A 16,412-nucleotide genomic window follows, 5' to 3' on the forward strand; every position below is an offset into this window, starting at 1 on the left:
GCAGTTTTTAGAGATTTAAAAAAAAATGGAATTTGTATTTTACCTATTTAATTTGTTCTGTAACAAGGAAAGGTTTTTAATTTCAATGGTTCTATTTTTTATTTCGATTATGCCTTCCTTTTTAAATATTTGAAGCTGACGATTTATTACAGCTCTTGTGGTACCTATTAGTTGTGCCAGTTCTTTGTGTGGTAAGTCATTAATAGTTTTAATTTTATTAGAGGTTTCATCAAAGTTATTTAAAAGAAGTCTAGCTAATTTGGTAGAAGTGTCTTCCATAGATGCACTGGAAACATAGGTTTCCATTTGTTTTAATTTTGCAAGTGTATAGTGCAGTAAAGATTTATAAAACTCAGAATTATTAATCATCCATGCCTTTAGCAGTAAGACATTTGTACTTAGTATTACAGATGGAGATAAGGTTTCGTAATATACTTTCTTATGAGAAATATTTAATAATTTAGAGATATCGAAGGCATCATTTTTAACAAGTAAAAACAAGGTAAGTTTTCTGTCTTTTTCTGGATTGTAATAATACAGTTTTATTTTGCCGGAAATAATAATGTAAAAATTATAGTTAGTTGATTCGGCGTCTAATAAGCAAGTGTTTTTAGGCCATATTTTTATGGATGATATTTCTAAAAATTCACGCAGGTTTACCTCAGAAATCTCTTCGAATAAAGGGTTTTCTTTTAATAAAGGAATGATATAATCTTTACTTTTTTCTGCCATGCTAGGGGTTGGTTTAGGCTAATAAAGATTATTAAGGAGGATCTTTTACTTTGATTATCACAAATTTAGACAATTTAAATCATGTGGGTATATTTTAAAGGATATTTATTTTTTAAAGCGTTATAAAAGAAATACTTTTGAAGTCTAAAAACACATATAATTCATGACCTTTTCAAAGCATCTAAAGTCAAATATTATACCAAATAGACAAGCTGTTAAATTAAATGCTAAAGGCGAATTGTTTGTTTTAAAGGGGCATCCTTGGGTTTTTTCTAACAATATTGTAAAAATTAAGGATAATGCTAAAACAGGAGACTTGGCTGTTATTTTTAGTAAGAATAAAAATAAAGTTATAGGCTTAGGATTGTATGATGCTAATTCGCCAATCCGGATAAAAATGCTTCATAATAGTGCCAATAAAGTAGAAATAAATCAAGATTATTTTAAAAATAAAATTGAAGCAGCTTTTAATAAACGAATGCCATTGTTTAAAACGAATACTAATAGTTACAGGTTGTTATTTGGAGAAAATGATGGTTTCCCAGGGCTTATAGCCGATGTTTACAGTCATGTATTAGTGGTTAAACTGTATTCAGAAATATGGTTACCATATTTAGAAAATATCATTCCGGGTTTACAGGAAATTTCACAAGTAAAAACCGTGGTGATAAGGCTAAGTAGAAATTTGGAACAATCGAGCGCGCATCAATTAAAAAACGGTGAAGTGGTTTTTGGTACTTTGAAAAATGAGGTGGTCGAATTTGTAGAGCACAATGTTAAATTCTCAGCGAATGTTATTAAAGGGCATAAAACAGGATATTTTTTAGATCATAGGGCAAATAGAAAGCAAGTAGGACAATGGAGTAAAGGCAAATCGGTACTCGATGTTTTTAGTTATGCCGGTGGATTTTCGGTGCATGCGCTTTATGGTGGAGCAACATCTGTAACTAGTTTAGATATAAGCAAGCAAGCTTTGGAGATTGCTGTTGAAAATGGGAAATTGAATAAATATTCAGGAAAACACCATATCATAGCAGGCGATGCATTTGAAGAGCTTCAAAAGTTAATAAATAAAAAAATGACATTTGATGTGGTTGTTATTGATCCGCCCAGTTTTGCCAAACAAGCTTCAGAAATTGAATTAGCTAAAAAAAAGTATGCACAGTTGGCTGCATTGGGAGAACAATTAACCGCAAAAAAAGGTCTTTTAGTTTTAGCATCTTGTTCTTCTCGAGTGACAGCACAGGCTTTTTTCGACATCAATCAGCAGCAGCTAAGTAAAAGTAATCGATCGTTTAAAATAAAATTAAAAACGTATCATGATGTCGATCACCCTGTTACTTTTGAAGAAGGCGCCTATTTAAAATGTGCATATTACCAATTTTAATTAAGAAGTACTGGTTGGTTGTTATGCATGCATAATAATTTAATATATTTGTTGAAATTCATATTTATGAGCTCAACTAAACTTACCGATATTTTAAACATAAAATATCCCATTATTCAGGCACCAATGTTTTTAGTATCCAATACCGCAATGGTAAAATCGGCGATGTCATCAGGAATAGCAGGCTGCATTCCAGCTTTAAATTACAGAACTTTAGATGCGTTACGAGCTGCAATAAAGGAATTAAAAAATGCTAAGGTAGAGGGAGGTGCTTTTGGTTTTAATTTAATTGTAAATAAATCCAATATTAAATACAAAGAACAACTTGCAGTTTTATGTGAAGAAGGTTGTGATTTTATTATAACCTCATTGGGAAGTCCGGAGGAAACGATAAAAGAAGCACATAAAGTGGGTATAAAAGTTTTTTGCGATGTGGTAGATTTAAATTACGCCAAAAAAGTAGAACATTTAAATGCCGATGCTGTTATAGCTGTAAACAATCAGGCAGGTGGTCATCGAGGTGATCTATCTCCCGAAACATTGATCAAGTTACTTTCTGCGAAATGTAACATTCCAGTCATATCGGCAGGTGGCGTAGGATGTAAGGCAGATTTAGACAAAATGATAAGCTTTGGAGCTGCCGGAGTATCCGTGGGTAGTCCGTTTATAGCCTCAGAAGAAGCGAATGTTACAGCAGCATACAAACAAGCCTGTGTGGATTATGGTTCAGATGATATTGTTGTAACCGAACGAATTTCGGGTACTCCATGTACCGTAATTAATACGCCCTATGTTCAAAAAATAGGAACGAAAGCTACCTGGTTAGAACGCATTTTAAATAAGAACAAGAAGCTAAAAAAATGGGTTAAAATGATTCGATTTGCTATAGGAATGAATGCGACAAAAAATGCTGCTACTAAAGCGACTTATAAAACCGTTTGGGTTGCTGGGCCCAGTATTGAGCATACAACCGAAATTTTACCGGTTTCATCAATTATTGCCCGATTAATTAAGTAAGTTTGTGATGCATATAAGTTAAACAATACATATTTAAGGAAAAATGAATTTTAGACAACTGGGAGAACGAGGTTTTAAGGTAAGCGAGGTTGGTTTAGGTTGTTGGCAATTAGGTGCCGATTGGGGGCAAGATATTTCAAAAGAAAGGGCATTCGATATTTTAGATGCAGCAGTAAAAAATGGTATTACTTTTTTTGATACAGCAGATGTATATGGAAATGGAAAGAGCGAATCTATTATAGGGGAGTTCATTAAAACATGCCATGCGCCAATTCGTGTAGCTACCAAATTTGGGAGGGCATCAAACGTTTATCCTAATAACTATTCTAAGGATGTTTTAAGAAAATCTGTTGAAGGTTCGTTACAGCGTTTAGGAATTGAACAACTAGATTTATTACAGTTACACTGTATTCCTACGAATTACTTAGAACAAGGCGATATTTTCAATTGGCTACGAGAATTGCAACAAGAAGGCTTAATAAAACATTTTGGTGCGAGTGTGGAAACCGTAGAAGAGGGTTTGATTTGTTTAGAGCAAGACCAACTGCTATCATTACAAGTTATTTTTAATGTGTTTCGACAGAAACTAGTCGACACATTATTACCTAAAGCTCACGAGAAAGGCGTTGGCGTAATAGTTAGACTTCCATTGGCTAGTGGTTTATTAGCTGGAAAATTTGATATAAATACAAAATTTGCAGAAAGCGATCATCGTAATTTTAACAGAGATGGCCAGGCTTTTAATGTAGGAGAAACGTTTGCAGGTCTTCCGTTTGAAAAAGGTATAGAGGTAGTTGATAAAATCAAATCCAATATACTTCCAGATGATTGGACTATGGTTCAATTGGCTTTACGATGGATTTTAGATCATGAAGCGGTTAGCACGATTATTCCGGGAGCCAGCTCCGTGAAGCAAGTTATTGGGAATTCAGCGGTTTCAGAATTAAGTAGCTTACCCAATGAAATTCATAATAACATTAAACAGTTGTATAAAGAAAAGGTGCATAAATATATTCGTGGAGGCTATTAAAAAAAAGCACAAAGAAATTTTTATAAAAAAATAGATTGTGAATTAAAGAGGTTGGTTTTAAGTATTTAAAAACCTAACTTAGTGAAACACTTTAAAAAAATAAATCATGAAATCATATGCCGTTGTTTTCAGTGTAATTGCACTAATCATTTCATTTTCTTGTAAATCAACAACCTCTTCAGCAGATGCTTTATATAATGCACAATGGGAATTAGAATATATTACAGGGCCGCGCATGGCTTTCGATGGTATATATCCTAATGCTAAGCCTTATCTAGTATTTAATAAAGAAAACGGAAAGGTATCTGGAAGCAATAGTTGTAATGGTTATATTTCAGATTTTACTGTCGATGGCAATACTATTTCATTTGGAGAACCAGGACCTGCAACACTGAAATTTTGCGAAGGAGGCGGAGAGGCTCTATTTTTAAAGACCATGAAGAAAATAGACGGATTTAGTATCGATGTCGACGGGAAATTAAATTTAATGATGGGCGACCTTCCAATGATGCGTTTTAAGAATGTAGAAAAAAATATGTAGTGGGTGTTCCAGATTTAAATTTAGGCGAATAATTTCATTTTAATTTTAGGCCATTCGTTATTTAAAATACCATAATTACAGGTGTATTGTTTGTAACCGTCGAGTATAATAACATTCTTTCTGAGGATTCCTCCAAGTGTAGCGCCTAGTTTTTTAACGACTTGGCGTGATCGCGTGTTACGCTCATCGACAGGAAAATACACTTTCTCGAACTTAAGTGATTCAGAAGCATATTCTAACATTAAAAATTTCATATGTAATTTTAGTCAGCTATCTTGAAATTCATTTCCTATTCAGGCCCAACCTATATGTAAGATTTTATACTGCCAGTTTATTAGAGACAAAGGCGTACTTCTGGCTTATGTTCTTTTTAGCTTATCGAAAATAATTAAGGGTATATTTGTTTTATTATAATATCCATCTACAGCAATTTTAACATATTCTTTAAAATCTTCTGCAGTGTCAATTTTACTAGGAGAATACTCAACGAGATTGGGCTCCTGAGTGATTTCTAGTAAGTTGTTGTAATTACTCAAATCAAGTAATAAAAGGTTTCGTACGTGAATTTTCAGAAGTTAGGAGTGTACATAATATTGGTTCATCCTGAATTTTAATTAAAGGTTAATTTTTGATGGCTTTACTAAGTCATTTTGTATTTTTACCAACGCTAATAAAAATACAAAATTAAATGCCATTATCTAAAGAAAATGTGATCGCGCAAGCGAATGCCGCCTGCAAAAATACTTTAATGGAAACTCTGGAGATTGAAGTTGTTGATTATGGCGAAAATTTTTTAGTTGCACGCATGCCTGTAAATTCCAGAGTCCATCAGCCGGATGGTGTATTACATGGTGGAGCTACAGCTGCACTAGCTGAAAGTGTAGGTAGTTTTGCGTCGCATATTTTTATCGATACAGAGCAATTTTTTGTTCGTGGCATAGAAATTTCTGCAAACCACTTAAAGAGTATACGAGAGGGATTTGTTTATGCAAAAGCTACGTTTGTGCATAAAGGAAAAACGACCCAGTTGCTTGATATAAAAGTAACCGACGACGCTAATAACCTGATTTCGGTTTGTAAATTATCTACCATTTCGTTACCAAAAAAACGATAGTTAATGACCTTATTTAATTTTTTTACTTGTATTGAAACTCAATACAATAATAAGTTACCATTTGTTGTTTACCGTAAACCCGATGAAACCTTAATTACGGCACTTTTACAGAAAAACAGTACGCTTAATATAACTAAAAATTTTGATGAAAAAGGATTTGTTTTTGCACCATTTGATCATGCTCTAGATGCTGTTTTGCTTCCTATTAAAGAGGCTTCAAAAATAGTTTGTTCAGAATATAAATCGGAAGATCGAAACAGTGTGAAAACAGTAACTCCGAACATTAAGAAGGAAGCAAAAGATTTTCATATTAAATTGGTTAACAAAGGTATTGATGCTATTAGGAATTCCGATTTTGAAAAAGTGGTTTTATCAAGACAGGAAGAAACGGATTTAAGAGACAATAATCCCGTAAAAATTTTCAAGAAACTTTTAGACGAATATCCTTTGGCTTTTGTGTACTGTTGGTATCATCCAAAAGTTGGATTATGGCTAGGTGCAACCCCAGAAACTTTAATTAAAATTGAAGGTCGGCAATTTTCCATAATGTCTTTAGCTGGCACACAGGATTACTTAGGAACACGTGACGTTGTATGGGGGACTAAAGAAAAACAAGAGCAGCAATTTGTAACCGATTTTATCGTAAATAGTTTAAAATCATCTGTAGACCAATTAAAAGTATCCGCTACCGAAACAGTAAAAGCGGGTAATTTAGTGCATTTAAGGACGTTAGTATCAGCACGATTAGAGGCTAATTCTACATTAAAGGATATTATTTCAATTATTCATCCAACACCAGCAGTGTGCGGCTTACCTAAGGAGGCTTCGAAAGCATTTATTCTAGAACATGAAAATTATGAACGTGAATTTTATTCTGGTTTTTTAGGAGAATTAAATTTGGATACCATCGCGAAACCACGCTCAGGAAAGCGAAATATAGAAAACAGGGCTTATGCTATCCCTAAAAAAAGCACGCAGTTATACGTTAATTTGCGATGTATGCAAATCAAAGATAATACGGCTTTAATTTATGTTGGAGGCGGAATAACTTCTCAATCAGATGCCGATAGCGAATGGGAGGAAACTGTTTCGAAATCAAAAGTGATTAAAAACGTGTTGTGATTAGGGTATTTGTTTTCCTATTCTTATTTTTACAACTACATAAAAAAGCTATGATTTACCCAAGTATCCCTCTTGCTCAAACTGTTATCGAGTTATGTAAAGCAAAAGGAATTGAGCATATTGTTATTTCTCCCGGAAGTAGAAATGCACCTTTAACTATTGGTTTTACTAACGATTCTTTTTTTAAGTGCTACAGTATTGTCGACGAACGATGTGCCGCCTTTTTTGCGTTAGGAATAGCGCAACAAATACAAAAACCAACCGCAGTGGTTTGTACTTCGGGTAGCGCATTGTTGAATTATTATCCTGCGGTAGCCGAGGCTTATTACAGCGATATCCCTTTAATTGTGTTATCGGCCGACAGACCAAAACATTTAGTTGGTATTGGAGATGGACAAACTATAAATCAAAAAAATGTATTTGACAACCATATCCTATATTCAGCAAATCTTAAATTAGATTTAAAAGACGAGCATAATTTACCCGGTAATGAAGAATTACCAATTTTTAAGAATTTTGAAGATCGGTTAGAACGATTTTTAGGACTTCAAAAGGATATTCAATCATATAATGAGGAGGAAATACAACTCGCTATTAACCATGCTTATGTAAAGCAAGGGCCAGTTCATATAAACATTCCTTTTGATGAGCCACTTTATAAGACTGTAGAAAAGCTGGGAGTTTCACCAAAAGTAACCGAAATGGTGGTGAAGGAAAAGTCGATAGAATCATATACCTTACAGGAATGTTTAGAAGATTGGAATGCGGCTACCAGAAAAATGATTTTGGTTGGCGTAAACGCACCGAATTCCATAGAGCAAAAATGGTTAGATGAATTGGCGGAAGACGATAGTGTAATTGTATTTACAGAAACAACTTCTAACTTAAGTCACGATAGTTTCTTCCCGAGTATCGATCAAATGATAGCGCCTTTAACTAAAGCAGAAGAATTAGCATTGCAGCCAGATATTTTAGTTACGTTCGGAGGTCTTATTGTTTCAAAAAAAATTAAAGCTTTTTTACGTAAATACCAACCAAAGCAGCATTGGCATATCGGAGAAAAAGACGCGAATGATACTTTTTTCTGCTTAAATAACCATCTAGAAGTAATGCCTAACCAGTTTTTCGAAACGTTTTTACCTAAATTAACACACTACGTAAAAAGCCATTACCATTCTAATTGGATGAAAATTAAGGAAAATAGGCTTGAAAAACACCAACAATATTTGGATCAAATTCCTTTTTCCGATTTTAAAGTCTTCGATGCTATTTTCAATGCCATTCCTGATTATAATGTGTTACAAATTGGAAATAGTTCGGCCATTCGTTATGCGCAATTGTTTAATTTAAATAAAACGTTACATGTATATTGTAATCGCGGTACAAGCGGTATAGACGGTAGTACCTCAACAGCGATTGGTTGTGCTGTTGCAAGTGCAAATCCAACGACTTTTGTTACTGGAGATTTAAGCTTCTTCTACGACAGTAATGCCTTATGGAATAACTATATACCCGTTAATTTTAGAATTGTTGTTGTAAACAATTCCGGCGGCGGTATTTTTAGAATATTACCAGGTCATAAAGACACCGAAAATTTTGATACTTATTTTGAAACTACTCATAATTTAACGGCAAAACAACTATGTGAAATGCATGGCTTTGAATATGTTACCGCTAATGAAGAAACATCACTTGCTTATGCGCTTGAAGGATTCTATGAAACAAGTAAAAAACCAAAATTGCTTGAGGTTTTTACCCCTAAGCAGGTTAACGATAAAGTGTTGTTGAACTATTTCGAATTCTTGAAGTAATAGTATATTGTTCTTGAACTAAATGGTTATATCAGGTTATTTTATTTTGTTAGACTGACGGTGCTTAGTAATTATTGGAAGTCATTAACATAAATGGATATGTAAACTCTGCGTTATTTGTGACTTTTAGGTTTTTAAAGTGTCATATATTTAAGTATATTTATAACACTAATTTATTAATTTATAAAAGACACAATTATGAGTAAAAGAGATGAACTTATTGCAAAATATGCAGCCGATTTAAAAGATAAATGTGGTATTTCAGCCGATATGGATTTATTAACGAAAGTAACTATTGGATGCGGTCCAGCTATTTATAATGCAGACGCAGCGACAGTGTCGGGATCAGATCAATCTGAATTAGATACCGTTAAAAATAATTTTTTAATTAAAAAATTAGGATTATCAGACGGCGCAGATTTAGATGCAGGAATTGAAGCTGTCATGGAGCAATATGGGAAGTCTAACAGAAATAAATACAGAGCTGTAGTTTATTATTTATTAACAAAGCATTTTGGTAAAGAATCTGTTTATTAATATACACTTAATTAAATTAAAACAAGCGTTGTAATATAAAGTTACAGCGCTTTTTTTATGCCCTATTTTTATTAGAAAAACTCATGTTAATTGTATTACCTTTGCAGCATGATAAATATAGGGCAAGTTAATACATTAGAAATTCTACGTGAAACGGATCACGGAATATACTTAGTCGACCAAGACAATAATGAGGTTTTATTACCAAATAGATATGTACCTAAAAATTTTAAAATTTGGGACAAACTAGATGTTTTTGTGTATTTAGACAACGAAGAACGCCCAGTGGCAACTACCGATATGCCTTATATAAAGTTAGGTGAATTTGCCCTGCTGCGATGCAGTGAAGTAAATGACTATGGGGCGTTTTTAGATTGGGGACTGGTAAAGGAATTATTTTGCCCGTTTAAAGAACAAGCATTTAAAATGAAGCCTAAGGGCTGGTATTTGGTGCATTGTTATTTAGATGAGAAGACAGAAAGGCTTGTGGCTTCGAGTAAAACCAATCGGTTTTTAAGCAATAAGGAGCTTACCGTAAAACCATTTGATGAGGTCGACTTAATTGTGTCGCACCCATCGGAAATTGGAATGAATGTAATCGTTAATAAAAAGCATACAGGATTAATTTATAACGACCAGATTTTTACTGAACTTAGTGTAGGTGACAAATTAAAAGGCGTAGTTAAAAAAGTGCGTCCAGGAAATAAATTAGATATTGTGCTGGGTCAAATAGGTTATAGAAATATAGAACCTAACGCCGAGCGTATTTTAAAAGAGCTTGAAGATAACAGTGGTTTTTTAGAGCTAAGCGATAAATCGAATCCTGAGGATATAAAGGAACTTTTACAAATGAGTAAAAAGAGTTTTAAAAAAGCTATTGGGACTTTATATAAAGAAAAGAAAATTGAAATTAAACCAGATGGTATTTATCTGGTTTAGAATATTAAGGTGTTTTCAAATATTAATTAATTGAATTACAACATCAATTACTTAATCTAAATGATACTTTACATAAATGATGGCATCTGTTAAATTCGAAAAAAAGCTCCTTTGGATTTTAAAAAAATGATTTTCTAATTCAGCGATTTTTCTGGTTGTTCCATTGTAAGTTACAGTAGCAAATACTTTTAAGTTTTTAAAAGTATCATTGAAAATATTGGCATCAGTAACTTCTATAGCATATGAGTTAATTCTATTTGTAATAAAACCAAATTGATTGTTTCCAAAGTATTTTTTAATGAGCTCATGAGCCTCCCAAAAATCAGGGTATCCAATACATGAACCTTCTTTAAATTCTGCTATCACAAAATTTTTAAAAATAAATAATTCACAAATATCTAATTTTAAATGGTGCTTCACCATAGGGTAATAAGGGCTTTTACTTGCGGTCATTTGGTCTACTAGTTGTTAGGTTAAAATAATGTGAGAATATGTTGTTATTCAGTTTTTTTATGTACTGAGTGAAAATAATAAACTATTAGCGAGTAAATTAAAATGAAGCTATAACTACAACATAATGTATTATTTATTTTGTAATAAATACCTTTAATAAATCCATTAAGCCATTTTGTTAAAGCCGAATAATGTAATTATTCCAGGTGAAAAATATCTTCTTTAAATTTATGATTATTTATAAGATTATTTCAATTGAGATATTTTAGTGGTGCTTTTTCAACTCGTTAAGCACCCATGTCATGGCTTGCTCAATATTATCACAACTTTTTCTCGGATAATTAAAAAATTGGCTTTCTAATTCCCATGTATTACGACCTATATTAGAATAGAATACCGTAGCATCAGCCTTTAAATTTTTATAATTCTCGTTAAAGGCAGCAGTATCGTTTAAATCGATAGAATATGGTGCGATGCGATTACAAATAAGCGCAAAATTTTTGTCTCCAAAATATTTTTTAATCGCTTTATCGGTTGCTTCTAAATTTTTTATATTAATAATGGCACCATCTTTAAATTCAGCAATTACAACGTTTTCGAGAAAGTAAAAGGTACCTAAATTATTGGTTTCAGAACCAGTAATTTTTTCAACAAAAGGATGATCTTTAACAAGCATAAGTAATTAGGGTGTTTATTTGGTTTAGTTATTTGGCTGCTATAATGTAAATTTAAAATAAATTGTCATTTCATCTTATATTAATTCATGTAAATTAGTTTAGGGGTTTAAATATAGAGACTAAGGTTATTTAGCAGCTTAAAATTCTTATTTTTGCAGCATGATAAATCAAGATACTATCGTGGCCTTAGCCACGCCATCAGGGGCAGGAGCAATAGCGGTTATTCGTTTGTCTGGTAATGATGCCATTAAGATAGCCGACAGTTGTTTTAAATCGGTTACAAATAATAAATCACTTACCAAGCAGAAAACACATACTATTCACCTAGGACATATTATAGATGGGGCTAAAACCATCGATGAAGTTTTAGTTTCTGTGTTTAAAAATCCGAATTCATATACTGGTGAAGATGTGGTAGAGGTATCTTGTCATGGTTCTAATTATATTCAGCAAGAAATTATTCAGTTATTTTTGCGTAAAGGCTGTAGAATGGCAAGTGCTGGTGAATTTACGCTACGAGCCTTTTTAAATGGTAAGTTAGATTTAAGTCAGGCTGAAGCGGTAGCGGATTTAATTGCTAGCGATAATGAGGCTTCGCATCAAATAGCCATGCAGCAGATGCGTGGTGGATTTTCTTCAGAAATAGCGAAACTAAGAGAAGAGTTAATGAATTTTGCGTCATTAATCGAATTGGAATTAGATTTTGCTGAAGAAGATGTAGAATTTGCAGATAGAACGCAATTCAAGGAACTTATTGAACGCATTAGCTTAGTGTTAAAACGTTTAATAGACTCCTTTGCTGTTGGGAATGTGATTAAAAATGGTATCCCTGTAGCTATTGTTGGAGAACCAAATGTTGGCAAATCCACTTTATTAAATGCCTTATTAAATGAGGAAAGAGCGATTGTATCTGATATCGCCGGGACTACCCGCGATACCATTGAAGATGAAATTTCGATAGGAGGTATTGGGTTCAGGTTTATTGATACTGCGGGAATACGAGAGACTAAAGATGTTGTTGAAAGTATTGGAATTAAAAAGACTTTTGAAAAAATAGAGCAGTCGCAAGTAGTTATCTATTTGTTTGAAAGTTTAAAATTCAAAAATCAGAGTTCAGAATACATTACTGAAATTGAAAAAGTAAAAAATAAATACCCACTAAAGCCACTAATTGTAGTCATTAATAAGGTCGATTTACTAAATGACGACGAGTTAGCTTTTATTAAAAATCAATTAGCCCCTCTAAACATTACCTTAGAAACGATTTCTGCCAAAAAGCATACTGGTGTAGATGAATTAAAGGATGAATTGTTAAGTTTTGTGAATACAGGAGCGCTTCGTAATAACGATACCATTGTTACAAATACAAGACATTATGATTCTTTATTGAAAGCCTTAGAAGAAATTGAAAAAGTAAAATACGGTCTGGAAACGGGACTTTCAGGGGATTTATTAGCAATTGATATTCGTCAGGCTTTATATTACTTTGGAGAGATTACTGGTGAAATCACCAACGATGATCTTTTAGGAAATATTTTTGCTAATTTCTGTATCGGCAAATAATCATGCAAAACATAACAAAGTAAAACAAAGAAAACCCTTATTATATAAGGGTTTTTTGTTGTTTGTGTTTTTTGTTGTTTTTTAAAAATTATGCATTTTCTGTCTTTTTTTGTACCTATTTTGTACCTCGTTTTTTATTTTTTTATATGTTTGTTAAAAATGTGACGTATATTGATTTTTTTGAACCATATAGACCCATGTAGAACCACGTAGACCCTTATAGAACCTCATAATGTGGAAAAAATAGGGGTGAGAACTTGACGTATGTTAGTAAATAAAAAATGTACATATTGCGGAAAAAAATTTCAGGCTAGAACTACAAAAACCAAATACTGTAGTCACGCTTGCAATCAAAAGCATTATAAGCATAAGGTTAAGAAGGAGCGTATTAAAGAGTTAAAAACTAATGGGGTTTTAAAGGAAGAGGTGGTTCCGTTTAAAGATCAGCTTGAGGTTATAAAGATTAAAGATTACTTAAGTGTTGAGGATTGTGCTACATTATTAAATGTTAGTAGGTCTACAATTAAGAGGTTAATTAATCAGGGCGAATTAGCAAGTTTTAATGTTTTTAGTCGGGTTTTAATTTCAAGACAGGATCTTAATTTGTTTTGTGAGAGTGAATTGAAAAAGCCAGTTAATAAAGAAAAAATAGTTAAGGTAAAAAGTAATAGAGAAAAGTTTTTTAATGTTAAGAATTACTATTACATGGGTGAAATTACCGAATACTACAATGTATCATTAAAATCAATTGAGAGGCATATAAAAGCAAATGAAATTAACAAGGTAAAAAAAGGAAGGTTTAGTTACGTTCTAAAGTCTGATATAAAGAAGCTGTTTGGAGCTCCTAATAAAATATAACTTATGGCAAATGTTACTTTAAGGCAAAAGAAAATTGCGAATGGCAAATTAAGTCTATACCTAGATTTTTATCCGCCTATAATTAATTCAAAAACCGGAAAGGAAACCAGGCGCGAGTTTTTAAAATTGCAGATTTATGAATTTCCAAAGTCTGATTTAGAAAAGCAACATAATAAGGAAACTATCGAATTTGCAGAGCTTATTCGATCTAAGCGTTTAATTCAGGTTCGAGATAAAGAATATGGATTTAAAGATAACACGGTGTTCGATATAAATTTTGTAGCCTTTTATGATACGGTTGTTGAAGAGTATTTAAATAAAGGTAGTTATAATAATTATTTGGCATGGAAGGCGTCACTCCATTATTTTAAAGCTTTTGCCGGTAATAAAATTCAATCGCACAAACTGTCTGTTTTGCATCTAAAAAAGTATAGACAGTTTCTATTGACTACTAAAAATTTGAGAACCAAAAAAGGAAAGCTTTCACATAATACGGCTTCATCTTACTATAAGAAGTTTATTTATGTATTAAAGCAAGCCTATAAACAAAGTATTATAACATCTGATTTGTCGTTACATGCAGAATACATTAAAGTGGAAGAAACGCATAGAGAATACTTAACAGAAGAAGAGTTGGCTAAGTTGTGGAATACCAATATTAAAATAGAAAAAGTTAAGCATATGGCTATTTTTTCTGCATTAACAGGCTTAAGGTTTGTAGATATTAAAAACCTCACATGGGAAACTTTATTTAAAGACACACATCAAGGAGTTTATATTAAGTTAAGAGAGCAGAAAACAGGTAATATTAATAATCACCCGATTTCAGATACGGCATATGGTATTCTTAAAATGCAAGAAACCAAAGAAGGGTTTGTTTTTGGTGAAATAAAATATTCTCAAGTAACAAGACCATTGAAACAGTGGATTGAAGATGCTGGCATATCAAAAAAAATCTCATTTCATAATTTCCGTCATAGCTACGCTACGTTGCAGTTGGCAAATGGTACGGATATATATACGGTATCAAAATTGCTAGGACATAAGAATGTATCTACCACTCAAATTTACACTAAAGTAATGGACAAAAATAAAATAGAAGCCGCAAATCGAATTAACTTAAAGTTAGATGGACTATAGTAATACTTACAATTATTTTTACAGTAAAACCTCAAATGTTTGTAAAGAAATAGTAATTAAAAAATTTAAAGAAGCTAAGAAAAAGAGAAGGCCATTTTTGACTATGGCTAATGCCATTTTAAAGGAAATACATAATTACAGAAACAATATGGATAAAAAATTGTTGGATGTTGCGGAAAAAGCTGTTTCTGAGTTTGGCAAGCGTTTTGAATATTACGAAGGGAACCGACAAGATGTTATATCCTGGGTTTTGGAAGAGGAGGTTTTAAATGCCTTCGGTCAATACGGTGTAGGTTCTTATAATTCATTTATAGCTGATTTAGCTGTATTTGAGGCATTAAAAGAAGCTGGACGACATTTTCATAATTATTACGACTATTACCAATTAATTTATGGGATAGATAAATACGAGTATTTTTATTTGAAGGATTTTGAGGGTATAGATTTTAGAAGTTCTTCAGAGTATAAAGAGATGAGACTTTTAAAATACCCGGAAGAAAAGGAATTGGTGCAGCCGGAAGTTCAGTTAGCTAGTTTAGATAATGTTGAGAAAAGTGTAAAACCGGAAGTTAAATCTCAAGATGAAAGTAACTATCGGGCGATTTTAGATAGTTTTTCAGATGACGAACGTTATTTGATAGCCAATTGCCTATATGAATTAATCCAAAATGATGTTATTAACGAAACTGTACAGGAATTAAAAATAAGTGCAGCAGTTTTTATGAAACTTTTAAAGATAGTGGGGGCGTTTTCAGATATTTCTGTTTTCTACAAAGAAGCAAAAAGATGTACTTCATATAATAAACTGTCCAAGGGCCTTGGTTACTATAGAGGGGAGGGTAAATTAAATATAATAGACTCTACATTGGAGAAAATTGAAATCTTAGATATTAAGATTATTGAGGAGGAATTGAAGAGGTTAAAATTACGTGTTCTTAGTGAACAAAGAATAAGAAAATAAAATAAAACAAAGTTTTTGGCTCAATCTTTTGGTTTGTTTTGTGTTGTTTTGAGTTTGTTTTGTTTATTTAAGTGGTTGATATTTAATTAATTAAAGGTTTCGCGTGGGTTTCGCGTGGGTTTCGCACATCAAAAAAAAACTTTGATGTTGGCTGTAGCTTTGTTGCCGTCAAACCATTAAAACCCAGAAACACATGACAAACCAAATTTATTTAATGACCGAAGAAAATATTGAAATGCTAGCCGAAAGCATCTTCAATAAACTACAAGCATCGTCTAAAATTCCTTTAAACGATAGCGAAGATGAATTACTAACTATAGAAGAAGCTGCTAAGCTTATTAAATTAACTAAACCGACGATTTATGGTCTAGTTCATAGAAAGGAAATCCCATTTATAAAGAAAGGGAAGCGCCTCTACTTTGAAAAATCCGAATTGCTGGACTGGATAAGGTCGGGTAGGCGTTCTTCAAAAGCCGACCTTCATTCTAAGGTCAACGACTATTTACGTGAAAATCCATTTGTTTAACAGT

At 32.6% G+C, this 16,412-nt stretch carries 19 protein-coding genes; 14 read left to right on the top strand and 5 right to left on the bottom strand.

Features of this window, described 5'->3' with window-relative positions:
* Window positions 1-39 precede the first annotated feature (39 nt).
* Window positions 40-732, bottom strand: a complete 693-nt coding sequence (locus ICJ83_RS06615) for a Crp/Fnr family transcriptional regulator (protein ID WP_188229589.1) — start codon at window positions 730-732, stop codon at window positions 40-42.
* Window positions 733-895: 163 nt separating this feature from the next.
* On the opposite strand from ICJ83_RS06615, the gene ICJ83_RS06620 reads away from it, so the two are divergent.
* From ICJ83_RS06620 to ICJ83_RS06635, 4 genes are all read left to right on the top strand, one after another.
* Window positions 896-2,119: a class I SAM-dependent rRNA methyltransferase gene (locus tag ICJ83_RS06620; RefSeq protein ID WP_188229590.1), complete on the top strand. Its 1,224-nt coding sequence runs from the start codon at window positions 896-898 to the stop codon at window positions 2,117-2,119.
* A gap of 66 nt (window positions 2,120-2,185) precedes the next feature.
* A complete protein-coding gene (locus tag ICJ83_RS06625; RefSeq protein WP_188229591.1) occupies window positions 2,186-3,136 on the top strand; it encodes an NAD(P)H-dependent flavin oxidoreductase in 951 nt (316 codons plus the stop codon).
* 43 nt (window positions 3,137-3,179) lie between these two features.
* On the top strand, window positions 3,180-4,166 hold the full coding sequence (locus ICJ83_RS06630; protein WP_188229592.1) for an aldo/keto reductase: 987 nt from the start codon (window positions 3,180-3,182) through the stop codon (window positions 4,164-4,166).
* Window positions 4,167-4,272: 106 nt separating this feature from the next.
* Window positions 4,273-4,707: an META domain-containing protein gene (locus ICJ83_RS06635; RefSeq protein WP_188229593.1), complete on the top strand. Its 435-nt coding sequence runs from the start codon at window positions 4,273-4,275 to the stop codon at window positions 4,705-4,707.
* Between the two features lie 20 nt (window positions 4,708-4,727).
* Here ICJ83_RS06635 and ICJ83_RS16920 read toward each other — a convergent pair whose 3' ends face one another.
* Both ICJ83_RS16920 and ICJ83_RS16925 read right to left on the bottom strand, forming a co-directional pair.
* Entirely contained in the window at window positions 4,728-4,961 is a 234-nt protein-coding gene (locus tag ICJ83_RS16920; RefSeq protein WP_223154617.1) for a GNAT family N-acetyltransferase, read from the bottom strand.
* 105 nt (window positions 4,962-5,066) lie between these two features.
* Window positions 5,067-5,243, bottom strand: coding sequence for a hypothetical protein (locus tag ICJ83_RS16925; protein ID WP_223154618.1), 177 nt, complete (start codon window positions 5,241-5,243; stop codon window positions 5,067-5,069).
* 152 nt (window positions 5,244-5,395) lie between these two features.
* On the opposite strand from ICJ83_RS16925, the gene ICJ83_RS06645 reads away from it, so the two are divergent.
* The 5 genes from ICJ83_RS06645 (at window position 5,396) to ICJ83_RS06665 (ending at window position 10,230) form a co-directional block, all read left to right on the top strand.
* Window positions 5,396-5,821 carry a PaaI family thioesterase gene (locus ICJ83_RS06645; protein WP_188229594.1) on the top strand — a complete coding sequence of 142 codons (426 nt, stop codon included), beginning with the start codon at window positions 5,396-5,398 and terminating at the stop codon, window positions 5,819-5,821.
* Between the two features lie 3 nt (window positions 5,822-5,824).
* The gene (locus tag ICJ83_RS06650; protein ID WP_188229595.1) at window positions 5,825-6,943 is read left to right on the top strand and encodes a chorismate-binding protein; all 1,119 of its coding nucleotides are present in this window, start codon (window positions 5,825-5,827) and stop codon (window positions 6,941-6,943) included.
* Between the two features lie 50 nt (window positions 6,944-6,993).
* Entirely contained in the window at window positions 6,994-8,754 is a 1,761-nt protein-coding gene (gene menD, locus ICJ83_RS06655) for a 2-succinyl-5-enolpyruvyl-6-hydroxy-3-cyclohexene-1-carboxylate synthase (RefSeq protein WP_188229596.1), read from the top strand.
* A 198-nt stretch (window positions 8,755-8,952) separates the two neighbouring features.
* Window positions 8,953-9,291 (top strand): DUF2853 family protein, encoded by a 339-nt coding sequence (locus ICJ83_RS06660; RefSeq protein ID WP_188229597.1) that lies wholly within the window; start codon window positions 8,953-8,955, stop codon window positions 9,289-9,291.
* 108 nt (window positions 9,292-9,399) lie between these two features.
* Window positions 9,400-10,230: a CvfB family protein gene (locus ICJ83_RS06665; RefSeq protein ID WP_188229598.1), complete on the top strand. Its 831-nt coding sequence runs from the start codon at window positions 9,400-9,402 to the stop codon at window positions 10,228-10,230.
* 51 nt (window positions 10,231-10,281) lie between these two features.
* Here the strand turns inward: ICJ83_RS06665 and ICJ83_RS06670 are convergent, their stop codons facing one another.
* Entirely contained in the window at window positions 10,282-10,683 is a 402-nt protein-coding gene (locus ICJ83_RS06670) for a hypothetical protein (RefSeq protein ID WP_188229599.1), read from the bottom strand.
* Between the two features lie 265 nt (window positions 10,684-10,948).
* On the bottom strand, window positions 10,949-11,359 hold the full coding sequence (locus tag ICJ83_RS06675; protein ID WP_188229600.1) for a hypothetical protein: 411 nt from the start codon (window positions 11,357-11,359) through the stop codon (window positions 10,949-10,951).
* A gap of 160 nt (window positions 11,360-11,519) precedes the next feature.
* On the opposite strand from ICJ83_RS06675, the gene mnmE reads away from it, so the two are divergent.
* From mnmE to ICJ83_RS06700, 5 genes are all read left to right on the top strand, one after another.
* Window positions 11,520-12,923 (top strand): tRNA uridine-5-carboxymethylaminomethyl(34) synthesis GTPase MnmE, encoded by a 1,404-nt coding sequence (mnmE, locus tag ICJ83_RS06680; protein WP_188229601.1) that lies wholly within the window; start codon window positions 11,520-11,522, stop codon window positions 12,921-12,923.
* A 264-nt stretch (window positions 12,924-13,187) separates the two neighbouring features.
* Window positions 13,188-13,781 (top strand): helix-turn-helix domain-containing protein, encoded by a 594-nt coding sequence (locus ICJ83_RS06685; RefSeq protein ID WP_188229602.1) that lies wholly within the window; start codon window positions 13,188-13,190, stop codon window positions 13,779-13,781.
* 3 nt (window positions 13,782-13,784) lie between these two features.
* Window positions 13,785-14,921 carry a site-specific integrase gene (locus tag ICJ83_RS06690; RefSeq protein ID WP_188229603.1) on the top strand — a complete coding sequence of 379 codons (1,137 nt, stop codon included), beginning with the start codon at window positions 13,785-13,787 and terminating at the stop codon, window positions 14,919-14,921.
* The gene (locus tag ICJ83_RS06695) at window positions 14,911-15,882 is read left to right on the top strand and encodes a hypothetical protein (protein ID WP_188229604.1); all 972 of its coding nucleotides are present in this window, start codon (window positions 14,911-14,913) and stop codon (window positions 15,880-15,882) included. The genes ICJ83_RS06690 and ICJ83_RS06695 overlap by 11 nt, the downstream gene beginning before the upstream one ends.
* Before the next feature lie 193 nt (window positions 15,883-16,075).
* Window positions 16,076-16,408 (top strand): helix-turn-helix domain-containing protein, encoded by a 333-nt coding sequence (locus tag ICJ83_RS06700; protein WP_188229605.1) that lies wholly within the window; start codon window positions 16,076-16,078, stop codon window positions 16,406-16,408.
* Window positions 16,409-16,412 lie beyond the last annotated feature (4 nt).

Source organism: Aestuariibaculum sediminum (assembly GCF_014596945.1).
GTDB classification, from domain to species: domain Bacteria; phylum Bacteroidota; class Bacteroidia; order Flavobacteriales; family Flavobacteriaceae; genus Aestuariibaculum; species Aestuariibaculum sediminum.